10 protein-coding genes and 1 tRNA gene are annotated in these 12,069 nt (G+C 65.4%); 5 read left to right on the top strand and 6 right to left on the bottom strand.

What is annotated here, in order from left to right; all coding sequences use genetic code 11:
• Positions 1 to 58 precede the first annotated feature (58 nt).
• Both C8J39_RS15340 and C8J39_RS15335 read right to left on the bottom strand, forming a co-directional pair.
• Complete coding sequence (locus C8J39_RS15340; RefSeq protein WP_120301272.1) at positions 59 to 502, bottom strand: thioesterase family protein; 444 nt, start codon at positions 500 to 502, stop codon at positions 59 to 61.
• Positions 499 to 2,553, bottom strand: a complete 2,055-nt coding sequence (locus C8J39_RS15335) for a S9 family peptidase (RefSeq protein ID WP_120301271.1) — start codon at positions 2,551 to 2,553, stop codon at positions 499 to 501. Before C8J39_RS15335 ends, C8J39_RS15340 begins: the two co-directional genes overlap by 4 nt.
• Positions 2,554 to 3,020: 467 nt before the next feature.
• Here C8J39_RS15335 and C8J39_RS15325 point away from each other — a divergent pair, with 467 nt between their 5' ends.
• A complete protein-coding gene (locus C8J39_RS15325) occupies positions 3,021 to 4,820 on the top strand; it encodes an aminopeptidase P family protein (RefSeq protein WP_120301269.1) in 1,800 nt (599 codons plus the stop codon).
• Between the two features lie 6 nt (positions 4,821 to 4,826).
• On the opposite strand, the gene C8J39_RS18855 is transcribed toward C8J39_RS15325, so the two are convergent.
• Complete coding sequence (locus C8J39_RS18855; protein ID WP_165895262.1) at positions 4,827 to 4,964, bottom strand: hypothetical protein; 138 nt, start codon at positions 4,962 to 4,964, stop codon at positions 4,827 to 4,829.
• An 89-nt stretch (positions 4,965 to 5,053) separates the two neighbouring features.
• Between C8J39_RS18855 and C8J39_RS15320 the strand changes: the two genes are divergently transcribed.
• Positions 5,054 to 5,128: transfer RNA gene (locus C8J39_RS15320), tRNA-Thr, on the top strand.
• A 103-nt stretch (positions 5,129 to 5,231) separates the two neighbouring features.
• On the opposite strand, the gene C8J39_RS15315 is transcribed toward C8J39_RS15320, so the two are convergent.
• The 3 genes from C8J39_RS15315 to C8J39_RS15305 all read right to left on the bottom strand — a co-directional run bounded on the left by C8J39_RS15315 (position 5,232) and on the right by C8J39_RS15305 (position 8,479).
• The gene (locus C8J39_RS15315) at positions 5,232 to 6,263 is read right to left on the bottom strand and encodes an aldo/keto reductase (protein WP_120301268.1); all 1,032 of its coding nucleotides are present in this window, start codon (positions 6,261 to 6,263) and stop codon (positions 5,232 to 5,234) included.
• A gap of 71 nt (positions 6,264 to 6,334) precedes the next feature.
• A complete protein-coding gene (locus C8J39_RS15310) occupies positions 6,335 to 7,348 on the bottom strand; it encodes a zinc-binding alcohol dehydrogenase family protein (RefSeq protein WP_120301267.1) in 1,014 nt (337 codons plus the stop codon).
• Positions 7,349 to 7,390: 42 nt separating this feature from the next.
• On the bottom strand, positions 7,391 to 8,479 hold the full coding sequence (locus tag C8J39_RS15305; RefSeq protein WP_259457565.1) for a Gfo/Idh/MocA family protein: 1,089 nt from the start codon (positions 8,477 to 8,479) through the stop codon (positions 7,391 to 7,393).
• A gap of 30 nt (positions 8,480 to 8,509) precedes the next feature.
• On the opposite strand from C8J39_RS15305, the gene C8J39_RS15300 reads away from it, so the two are divergent.
• From C8J39_RS15300 to C8J39_RS15285, 3 genes are all read left to right on the top strand, one after another.
• Positions 8,510 to 9,403, top strand: a complete 894-nt coding sequence (locus C8J39_RS15300) for an aldo/keto reductase family oxidoreductase (RefSeq protein ID WP_120301266.1) — start codon at positions 8,510 to 8,512, stop codon at positions 9,401 to 9,403.
• Entirely contained in the window at positions 9,400 to 10,467 is a 1,068-nt protein-coding gene (locus tag C8J39_RS15295; protein WP_120301265.1) for an LLM class flavin-dependent oxidoreductase, read from the top strand. Before C8J39_RS15300 ends, C8J39_RS15295 begins: the two co-directional genes overlap by 4 nt.
• 287 nt (positions 10,468 to 10,754) lie before the next feature.
• Complete coding sequence (locus tag C8J39_RS15285; protein ID WP_120301263.1) at positions 10,755 to 12,002, top strand: MFS transporter; 1,248 nt, start codon at positions 10,755 to 10,757, stop codon at positions 12,000 to 12,002.
• Positions 12,003 to 12,069: the final 67 nt, after the last annotated feature.

Raw genomic sequence — 12,069 nt, 5'->3', positions numbered from 1 at the left:
CGCTTGCGGTGGGAAGGGAGAGGGGCGTGAGGCTCGGGACATCAATTCCCAACGCCCCTCACCCTTCCGCTCCTGCGTCGCTCCCTCCCTCTCCCCAAAGGGGAGAGGGACCATCATAAAACGGCGCAGCGACATCCTCGCGCACGCGCATCAACCGCCCGGTCCCCCGATCCAGCAAAGCCCAGGTCGTAACCGCCTCCAGCTTCACCCGCCCATCATCCCCGACAAACCGAACATGGCGATCGAACCGAGCCCCCTTCGGCGCCCCCTCGACCCAAGTCTCGCCAACAACGGTCTCCCCCGCGACGACACTCCCGCGGTAATCGATCTCATGCCGCGTCACGACCCACACATACGCCAGCTTATGCTCGGCCGGCGCCACCGCCTCCCAATGCGCAGTCGCGATGGCCTGGATCCACTGCACCCAGACCGCATTGTTCACATGCCCAAGCTCGTCGATATCCGCGTCCTGCGCCGTGATCGAGAGCGTGAACCGGCTCACCCCGCGACGCCAAGCTGCCACAGCACGAACGCATGTTCCTCCGCGCCCTCGCGCAGCGATTCGAACCGCCCCGACTTGCCGCCATGCCCCGCGCCCATGTTGGTCTTGAGCAACAGCACGTTATCGTCGGTCTTCATGAGCCGCAGCTTCGCCGCCCACTTCGCCGGCTCCCAGTACGTGACGCGCGGATCGTTGAGCCCACCGGAAATAAACATCGGCGGATAGTCCTGCGCCTTCACGTTGTCGTACGGCGAATACGACCGGATCAGCTCGAACGCCGCCTCGTCCTCGATCGGGTTCCCCCACTCCGGCCACTCGCCCGGCGTCAGCGGCAGGCTCTCGTCGAGCATCGTGTTCAACACGTCGACAAACGGCACATCCGCGATCACCGCGCCCCACAGCTCGGGATCGGAATTGACCACCGCCCCCATCAGCTCGCCGCCAGCAGACCGCCCGGCGATCGCGATCCTGCCCGCCGACGTCCACTGCGCGTCGACCAACGCCTTCGCCACATCGACGAAATCGTTGAACGTGTTCGCGCGCTTCTCCAGCTTGCCATCCAGATACCATTGCTGGCCCAGATCATCGCCGCCGCGGATATGCGCGATCGCATAAGCGAACCCGCGATCGAGCAAACTCATCCGCCCGGTCGAGAACCCCGGCGGGATCGCATAGCCGTACGCGCCATACGCATAGAGGAACAACGGCGCCGACCCATCGCGCACGAACCCGGCCGGATACACGATCGAGACCGGAATCTCGGTCCCGTCCCGAGCAACGATCTTCAGCCGCTCGGTCGCGTATTTCGCCGCGTCATACCCGCTCGGGATCTCCTGCACCTTGAGCATCGTCCGCTCACCGGTATCGACGTCGTAATCATACACGGTGCCAGGCGTGACCATCGACTCATACCCGAGCCGCAACACGGTCATGTCGTACTCGGGATTGTCGCCCAGCCCCGCGACATAACTCGCCTCGGGAAAATCGATCCGCTTGCCCTCGGTCGGCGTCTCGTACCGATGGATCGCGATCTGATCGAGGCCATCCTCGCGCCCATCGACCACGAAGAAATCCTGATAGCATTCCACGCCGGTCATATAGAAATGCGGCGAGGCCGGAATCAGCTCGCTCCACGCATCCGGCTCCTCGACCAGCGCGGTGCAAAGCCGGAAATTCGGGTCGACGTCGTTGGTATGGATGAACAGCGTGCCGTCATGCTCGTCCACATCATATTCGCGGCCCACCTTCCGCGCCGAAACGAGGATCGGCACCGCCAGCGGCTCATGCGCGGGCAGCAGGTACAGTTCGCTCGTCACATGGTCGCTGGTCGCAATCACGATCCATTTCCGCGAACTCGTCTCGCCTACGCCGACGCGAAAGCCCTCGTCTTCCTCGTGGAACAGCACGACGTCCTCGGAGATCGGCGTGCCCAGCCGGTGGAACCGCGCATTGTCGGTCCGCCACTGCTCGTTCGCCAGCCCGTACAGGAAGCCCGCATCGTCCGCGGTCCAGACGATCTCGCTGAGCATCCCCGGGATCACGTCGGGCAGATGCTCGCCGGTATCCAGGTCCTTGACCCGAACCTCGAACCGCTCGCTCCCATTGTCGTCGATCGCATAAGCGAGATAGCGCCCGTCATTGCTGATCGAGAACGCCCCGAGCCGGAAATACTCATGCCCCTCCGCCAGCGCCGGCTCGTCGAGCAACAACTCGTCGTCACCGCCCGCGACCGGCTTGCGCCACCATTTCTTGTACTGGCCGCCGGTCTCGTACGCGGTCCAGTAGAGCCAATCGCCATCCTTCTGCGGCACCGAGGATTCATCCTCCTTGATCCGCGCCTTCATCTCTTCGTAGATCGTGTCGGTGAGCGCTTCGTGCGGCGCCATCTGCGCTTCGAAATACGCATTCTCGGCAGCGAGATACGCGAGCACGTCGGCGTCATCGACCTCCGGATAGTTCGGATCCTTCAGCCACGCATACGGATCCTCGATCGTCACGCCATGCGTGGTGAAGCTGTGCGGCCGCTGTTCGGCAATGGGGGGCGTGGTCATGCCGGTGTGTTAGCCGTGCGGGGTGTGGATGCCAAACGCTGTGGTATTGGCAAGAACCGATCCCCGCCGCAACCACCACCCCGGCGAAGGCCGGGGCCCAATTGAAAAGGTCGCAGTAACGGCGCGCAATCCCTCGTTACCATCGTCCCCCAATTGGGCCCCGGCCTTCGCCGGGGGGGCGGCTGGTCCTGCGAACCTACACCAAGCTTGCTTCCCCGCAAAGGCGGGGACGCAGACTGGGCTCCCGCCTTCGCGGGAGAACAAGGGGGGCGGTGAAATCGATTTGCTAGTCTAGCGAATGTGCGTCCGGCGAGGTGTCGCCCCTCGCCGCTGTCCTACAAACCGCGTTTCTGCCACAACGCCCGGCATGACCCGGCAAACCCCGCTGCAATACCAACGGGACGCGCATCGCAACCTCGCCAGACTGTGAACTTTGTGAACTTCGGCCCCAACGAGAGACCCAAAACATGCCCCCGCTGACCGACCGCCTCACCGCCCTCCGCACCCAACTCGCCGCGCAAAACCTCGACGGCTTCGTGATCCCGCTCACCGACGAGCATATGAGCGAATATGTCGGCGGCTATGCACAGCGCCTTGGCTGGCTCACCGGCTTTGGCGGATCAGCGGGCTCTGCGGTCGTGCTGGCCGACAGCGCGGCGATCTTCACCGACGGGCGCTACACGATCCAGGTTCGCGAGCAGGTCGATGGTGCGCAGTGGGACTATGAGCCCGTGCCGCAGACCAGCCCCGCTGCGTGGCTTGGCAAACACGCCCCCGAAGGCGGTCGGATCGGCTACGACCCGTGGCTGCATACCGGGACCTGGGTCGCAGAGGCCACCACCGCTCTCGCCGAACGGGGCGCAACGCTGGTCACGGTCGACGCCAATCCGATCGACGCGATCTGGGCCGACCGCCCCGCCCCCTCGCCTGCGAAACTGACGGTCCAGCCGGACGAGTTCGCCGGTGCCTCGTCCGCGGAAAAGCGTGCGAAGATCGCCGACTGGCTGTCCGAGCAAAATGCCGATGCGGTTATCCTGTCCGCACTCGATTCGATCGCGTGGGCGCTCAATGTGCGTGGCGGCGATGTCGATCACACGCCGGTCGCGCTGTCCTATGCGATTGTCGGCGCGGACGGCACCACCGACCTGTTCGTCGCGCCCGACAAGCTCGACGACGCGGTTCGCCAGCATCTCGGCAACGCCGTCCGCCTCCATGATCGCACCGCGTTCGCCGCTGCGCTGGGCACCTATGCCGGCAAGCGCGTCGCCGCCGATCCCGAGCGCGCGGTCGCCGCGATCACGCAAGCGCTCCAGGCGGGCGGCGCTAAGGTCCTGCCGCTGCGCGATCCCGTCGTAATTGCCAAGGCGATCAAGAACCCGGTCGAGATAAGCGGCCACCGGGCCGCCTCCGCCCGCGACGGCGCCGCACTCGCGCGCTTCCTGCGCTGGGTCGAGATCGAATGCGTAAAGGGCGGTCAGACCGAACTCAGCGCCGCCGCCAAGCTGCTCGCGTTCCGCGAACAGACCGGCCTGCTGAAGGACACTTCGTTCGACACCATTTCGGCGACCGGTCCGCACGGCGCTAGCCCGCACTACCATGTCACCGAGGAGTCGAGCGCGCCGATCGAACCCGGCCAGCTCTATTTGATCGATTCCGGCGGCCAATATGCGGACGGCACCACCGACGTCACCCGCGTCATGCCGATCGGCGACCCGACCGAAGAGATGCGCGACCGCTTCACCCGCGTCCTGAAGGGCCATATCGGCATCGCCACGGCGGTATTTCCTGACGGCACGATGGGCGGCCAGATCGACGCCTTCGCGCGCCGTCCGCTGTGGGAAGCCGGCCTCGATTTCGCGCACGGCACCGGCCACGGCATCGGTGCGCATCTCGCGGTGCACGAGGGTCCGCAGCGGATTGCCTCGCCCAATTATCCCGGCGGCGCGGCGATGGAGCCCCTGCGTGCCGGCATGATGCTCTCCAACGAGCCCGGCTATTACAAGGCCGGCGAATACGGCATCCGGATCGAGAATTTGATCCTGATCGAGCCGCGCGCCATCCCCGGTGCCGACCGCGAAATGCTGGGCTTCGAGACGCTCACCTTTTGCCCGATCGAGCGCACGCTGATCGAGCCGGCGTTGCTGACCGCGGAAGAGCGCCAATGGGTCGACGACTATCACGCACAGGTGCTGGCGGTGCTGGCGCCGGAAATGACCGACGCGGCGGATCGCGCCTGGCTGACCGCCAAATGCGCGCCATTGCCTTAAGGGCGATCAGCTAAAAGGCTCATCCTTGGTCGCAGGTGCCGCGCCGGCGGCGCGCGCCTGCGCCTTGCGCCGCCGCAGGTTCTCGCGCAGCGCAGCCGCCATGCGTTCGGCCTTCTCCGCCGCCTTTCGATCCCGATCATCCATAAATATGCCCTACATTGCGGTGCGGTGCCTTGACAATCATCCCGCCCTCGTCTCTTAGCCCCACTCCGCCGGCAGCGATGCCAGCGAGTGCTGCCGTAGCTCAGTGGTAGAGCGCATCCTTGGTAAGGCTGAGGTCGTGAGTTCAATCCTCACCGGCAGCACCATTTTCTTCCCGTATGTCACCGTGATGACCATTCCCTGCGGGGACACCGACCTTGGTCGGGGTCGGCAAAGCTCGCGCGCTGGCGACGCGACGATCGCCTGATCTCAAGCTGCAGCGACAGGCACCGGTGCATCCTCGCGCAGCAGGTTCAGATGGCATAACTCTAGCCAGAAATCGTCGGGGATGACTTCGTGGTAAAGGTCGAGGGTCTCGGCGACCCGCTGCGCGCTTCCGAGTCCGGGAATGACGCTCGCGACGCGTGGGTGGGCAAGGCAGAAGCGCAACGCCGCGGCGGGCAGGCGAACCGCATGCCGATCCGCGACCGCCTCGATCGCGCGGACTTTCGCAATGACGCCGTCGGGTGCGGCGGCATAGTCGTAATGGAGCGGACCGCCCGCCTTCGTGCCGGTCGCGAGTATGCCGCTGTTGTACGGCCCACCGATCACGATCGACGTTCCCGCTTCCGCGCACGCCGGGAACAGCGCGTCCAGCGCATCCTGCTCCAGCAACGTGTACCGCCCGGCCAGCAAAATCACGTCGATCGGCATCTCGCGCATCACGTCCAGGCATATGCCGATCTCGTTGACGCCCACGCCGAAGCCGGAGATTACTCCTTCCGTCCGCAAGCGATCGAGCGCCCGCAAGCCGCCGCCGGCTGTCAGCTGCTCCCAATAATGCGCCGCGGCCCCGCCATGCGTCCGTGGACCGATATCGTGGACATAGAGCAGGTCGATCCGGGCAAGGCCCAGGCGCTGTAGGCTGTGGTCGTGGCTGCGCAGGATGCCGTCGTGGCTGTAGTCATAGTGCATGCGGAACGGCATCGGCGATCGGAACCCGTCGCGTTCGCGGTCGTCGCCGATGCTCGCGTCCGGCGTCATCAACCTACCGACCTTGGTCGACACGGTGACGTCGCGCTGCTGGCGCAATCCGTCTCCGAGCCGTCGCTCGGACAGGCCGCGACCATAATGCGGCGCGGTATCGAAATAGCGCAGACCTGCCTCCAGCCCCGCGGCAATGGCGGCCTGTGCGTCGGCGTCGGATACCGGATCGTACAGATTACCGAGCGTTGCCGAACCAAACCCGAGTTCGGCCACGGACAGCCCGGTACCGCCGACGGGACGAGAAGCGATGCACATATTCGGGGAGATCGGCACTTCCTCTCGCGCTCCAAATCTATCGAAAACATGCCTCTCGAAGCATGGCCAGGCTAGATCGAGATGATCGCCTTCATCACGCTGTCCGCTTCGGCGATCAAGGCTGGAACGCGCCGTGGTGCGTCCTCCAGCGTCAACGCGTGCGTCTGCAGGACCGAAGTCGGGATCGACCCGTCGCGGATGCTTGCAATGACGTGGTCGAAATCGCTCGACAGCGCGTTTCGACTGGCGAGCAACGTCGTCTCGCGCTTGTGGAATTCCGGATCGGAAAAGACCAGATCGTCCTTGCACAGTCCGACCAGGACATAGGTGCCGCCGTGCGCCACGTGCATCAGGCCGCCGCGCATCGCGTGGATGTTGCCGGTGGCGTCGAACACGACATCGAACATGTCGCCATCGGTCATTGCGCGGAGAGCCTCGGTCGCGCCGTCGTCGGCGACCACAATCGTCTCGAAACCCAGTTGGTCACGAACGAACGCCAGCCGGGTTGCGCGCGTATCGAGGAAAGTGACCGACGCGACGCCCATGATCCGGGCGAACAGCGCGGTGGCGACACCGATCGGGCCTGCCCCCGTGACCAATATCCGCGCATCGGGTGTGGGCTTGGCGCGTTGTACCGCATGCGCGCCGATCGCCAGGAACTCGACCATCGCTGCCTGGTCCAGCGACAATCCCTGCGCATCGACGACCGATGCCTCGGGAACGGCGAGCCATTCGCACATGCCGCCATCGGTATGAACGCCGAGCACCGCGATGTTGACGCAGCAATTCGGTCGGTTGCGGCGGCAGGCGATGCAGTGACCGCAGGCCCCGTACGGATTAACCGTGACGATCTGTCCGGGCGTGAAGCGGGAGCCGGTCGGTGCTTCGACGACTTCGCCCGCCAGCTCGTGGCCGATCAGGCGCGGATAGGACAGATAAGGCTGCGTCCCGGCATAGATGTGATAGTCCGTCCCGCAGAGCCCGGCACGGCGCATCCTGATCAGGACGTCGCCCTCCTCGCGACGGGGCATCGGCCGGTCGGCGACCATGAGCGATCCCGGCGCGGCGCAAACCAGCGATTTCATGACGGTCTTCCTCGGCGTGGCAATGGTCTGTCGGAGTAGATCCTATAGCCCCAGTTCGGTCATTTGCACGACGCGGTGCTCGCGGGCACTGATCTCGGCAGCGGTGCCGATCGCTACGGCGCGCAGGCCGTCCTCCGCGGTGACTTGGACCGGCCCCTCCCCGCGGACCGCTGCAGCGAACGCAGCGTGCTGGTAGTAGGTGGCGCCTTCGTGCGAGCCCGCGGCCTTGGCAGCGGGGTCTACGGCGACGTGGGCACGCTCGACCTGCTTCGGGTTCAGGAAGCCGACACGGGGGGAGTAGACCAGTTCGCCTGCGGGGATCAGCACGTCGAGGCGGGCGGCGTCGCCGGTGGCGGACATCTCCTCCTGGTTCTCGGCACCGTCGGCGAACATGCTGAGGTCGAGCATGGCGCGGACGCCGTTGGCAAATTCAACGGTGGTGTAGCTGTTGTCGATGATGTCGGGGCGCTGGCCGTCATAGCGTTCGTCGAGGTGGTTCACGTCCATCGCGCCCGAGCAATAGACGCGGACCGCTTCGGAGCCGACGATCAGCCGCATCAGGTCGAAGAAGTGGCAGCATTTCTCCACCATCGTGCCGCCGGTGTTGGCGGAGAAACGGTTCCAGTCACCGACCTTGGGCAGGAACGGGAAGCGGTGTTCGCGGATCGAGAGCATCTGAAGGCGGCCGACGCGGCCTGCGTGGACCTGTTCGATAAACGCGGCGGCGGGGGGCATGAAGCGGTATTCCATCCCCGTCCAGAACGGCTTCGAATGAACGGCAGCGCGGTCGACGATCCAGCGGGCGTCCTCGATCGTCGTCGCCAGCGGCTTCTCGCAGAGGATCGCGGCGTCCATGTCGAACAGCCGTTCGAGCACGTCGCGGTGCGTATTGTTGGGCGAGGCGATGACGATCGCGTCCACGTCGGCGCCCTTTGCGAAGGCCTCGACGCTGTCGAAGCGCGCGACATTGGCGGCGCGGTCGCCAAGCGCATCCGTCGCCCAGTCGATCGAGGTCGCGACCGGATCGGCGATCGCGACGATCTCGGCACCCGGCAGGATCGCCAGGTTGCGAAGGTGTTCGACGCCCATCATGCCCGTTCCGACGACGCCGTATCTGATCGTGGCTACCAAGCTGTCATTCCCTATGCCAAAGCCGCCTGCATGACGACGATCCGCCTTTCCAACGACCTTCGCCCGCTCGGCAAGAGCGAAATCCTTGTTTCGCCGATAGCCTGGGGCATGTGGCGGCTGGCCGGAGAGGTCGCGCCTGTCCATGCGATGATCGAGGCCGCGCTGGGGGCGGGGATCAACTTCTTCGATACAGCCGACATCTATGGCTGCGACGTGCCCGCCGGGTTCGGTTCGGCGGAGACGCTGTTCGGGCGGGCGCTGGCCGAAGACCGGTCATTGCGTGCGAAAATGGTGATCGCGACCAAGGCGGGCATCCGTCCCGGCATCCCGTATAATTCGAGCGCGACGTATCTAGCCGATGCGCTCGACGCGTCGCTGACGCGGATCGGCGTCGAGCATGTTGACCTCTACCAGATCCACCGTCGCGATTTCCTGACGCACCCACACGAGGTGGCCGAAACGCTGACGCGGATGGTCGAAGCGGGCAAGATCCGCAGCATCGGCGTGTCGAACTACAGCGTGCAAGAATTCGACGCGCTGCAGGCTTTCCTGGGCCAGCCGATCGTCAGCACGCAGCCTGAGTTCTCGCCGCTACGCACCGCGCCGTTGTTCGACGGGACGCTCGACCAGGCGATGCGGCACGACGTCGCGGTAATGGCGTGGTCGCCGCTCGGCGGCGGGCGGCTGGCGCACGGCGATCATCCGGCGGCGAAGCTTCTGGCCGAGCATGGCGCGCGTTACGACGTCGATGCAGCCACCGCGACGCTGGCGTGGATCATGGCGCATCCCGCGCGGATCATTCCGATCGTCGGGTCGCAGAATCCGGCGCGGATTGCGGCTTCGGCAGACGCGTACAAGGTCGAGTGGACGCGGGCTGAATGGTATGCAGTGCTGCAGGCCGGGATGGGTGAGGATTTGCCATGACGGTCCTGCCCCCTTGCGAAATCAGCTGGTTCTCCGCGCTGTGCGACGACGATTACGAGTTTCTCGGCGTGCCCGATGCGGCGCTGAAATCGAGCTGGGAGCATTGTCGCGACATCGTGATGCAGGCCGAGACCGCGGGGTATGACAATATCCTGCTGCCGTCGGGCTATGCGCTGGGGATCGACACGACCGCGTTCGCCGCAGGGATCGCGCCGATGCTCAAGCGGTTGCGGCTGCTGATGGCGGTGCGGATCGGCGAGAGCTGGCCGCCGCAGCTCGCGCGCCAGATCGCGACGATCGACCGGATGCTCGGCGGACGGCTCGCGATCAACATCATCTCGAGCGACCTGCCGGGCGAGAAGCTGGAAAGCGCGCCGCGATACGCGCGCACGGTCGAAGCGATGCACATCCTGCGGACGTTGCTCGACGGGAAGCCGCTCGATCATGACGGCGAATTCTGGAAGCTGAAGGTCGATCCGCCTCGGGTTACGACAATGTCAGGCACATGTCCGGCATTGTATTTCGGGGGGCTGTCGGAGGCTGCGCGCGATGCGGCGGCGACCAATGCCGACGTGTATCTGATGTGGCCGGATACGATGGATGCGGTCCGCGCGATCATCGCGGATCTGCGGTCGCGGGCGGCTAAGCATGGGCGGACGTTGCGGTTCGGGTACCGGGTCCATGTCGTGGCGCGAGAGACCGAGGCCGAAGCACGCGCCGCCGCCGACCGGCTGTTGTCGAAGCTCGATGATGCCGAGGGGCGGGCTATCCGAGAGCGGTCTTTGGATTCGCAATCGGCTGGCGTGCGTCGTCAGGCTGAGCTGCGTGAAGGGTCGGATGATGGGTATGCCGAGGCGAACCTGTGGACCGGGATAGGCCGCGCCCGCTCGGGCTGCGGCGCGGCGATCGTCGGCGATCCGGATCAGGTACTGGCTAAGCTGAATGCTTACCGGGCGGGGGGGATCGATGCGTTTATTCTCTCTGGGTATCCTCATGCGGCCGAGGCGGATCTGTTTGCGCGGCATGTGTTGCCGCGGATCGAGCATGGGCCTTTGGTGATCTGATTGGTCACCGGCGGTTTAATTACGCACCCACCCCACAGTAGCGCCACCCCGGCGGAGGCCGGGGCCCAGTTGGAAAAGTCGCAGTAACTAGAGACTGCGCGCGAAGGCGGGAGCCCAGTCTGGATCCCCGCCTTCGCGGGGAAACAAGCGTGCTTGATTGATCAGATAATCTCCGAACAAATCCGCGAAGTGAGGGCCAGCCTGTCCGCCCCCCTGCAACCAAATAACCGGCTCCACGAAGAGAAACTGGCTGGCCGCCGCGCGCGCCTCGTCCATGTTAAGCGCGTATGACCAAGCCTACCAAGACCGTCGCGCAACTCAGCGCCCGTGCGCGCGCGCTGTTGTTCGCGCTTGTCGTCACCGCCGGCATCCTCAACCTCGTCGACCGCCAGATCATCTCCGTCCTGAAGCCGATCATCGCCACCGATCTCGGGTGGAGCGATGACGACTACGGCACGCTCGCCGCCTGGTTCCAGGGCGGCGCGGCGTTCGCGTTCCTGTTCACCGGGTGGATCGTCGACAAGCTCGGCGTCAAATGGGCGAACCCGATCGGCGTCGCGGCGTGGAGCATCGCGGCGATGGCGCATGGCTGGGCGCGGTCGATGACCGAGTTCGTGATGATCCGCGTCAGCCTCGGCGCGACCGAGGCGATGGGGACGCCGACGGGGATCAAGACGATCGCATCGGTGCTGCCCAAGAACTGGCGATCGAGCGGATTCGGCGCGACCAACGCCGCCAACAGCATCGGCGCGATCCTGGCACCGCTGGCGATCCCGGGCGTAGCGCTGCTGGTCGGGTGGCGCGGGACGTTCGTCGCGGCGGGCGCTCTAGGGCTCGTCTGGGCTGCGGTATGGCTGGTCGCGACACGGCGCGTGACCTTCTCCCCGCCCCGTCCGGTCGAGACGGATACCGCTCCCCTCACCGAGTACGGCCCGATCCTGCGCAACCGCCAGACCTGGGCGATCGCGGTCGCCAAGATCCTGTCGGACGCGACGTGGTGGTTGCTGCTGTTCTGGTTGCCCGACTTCTTCCACCGGCAATACGGCCTGACCGGCGTCGCGCTCGGCGTGCCGCTCGCCATTGCGTATGGTGGCGCGGCGGTCGGGTCGTTGCTCGGCGGCGGCGTTTCGACGCGGTTGCTGGGGCTGGGCTACAGCGTCAATGCGGTGCGCAAAGGCATATTGCTGGTGGCTGCGCTTTGCGTGCTGCCGATCCCGCTGGTGCTCTACGCGGGCAATTACGCGGTCACGATCGGGCTCATGGCACTGACGCTCGCGGCACATCAGGCATTTTCGACCAATCTCTTCGCGCTGATCGCCGACGTCGTGCCACAGGACAAGCTCGGTCGCGTGACCGCGTTCGGGTCGTTCAGCGGCAATGTCGGGGGGATGGTGATCGCCAAGGTCGCGGGGCTCGTGCTTACCGCAGGCCTTGGATATCTCCCGTTATTCCTGTTCGCGAGCGTGTCTTACCTGCTCGCGGTCGGATGGATCCAGCTGCTGTTGCCGACGCTGCGACCGATCGAGGCGCGCTAAAGCTGACACGAAGCGGCGCAATGCCGTTCTTTATACCCATCGCTAGAATGGGAATTAAAAGACGCTA

The sequence above is a fragment of the Sphingomonas sp. PP-CC-1A-547 genome, assembly GCF_003610375.1.
Taxonomy (GTDB): domain Bacteria; phylum Pseudomonadota; class Alphaproteobacteria; order Sphingomonadales; family Sphingomonadaceae; genus Sphingomonas.
Note: the sequence above shows the minus strand (reverse complement) of the source record. Positions and strands in the feature narration are given on the sequence as shown.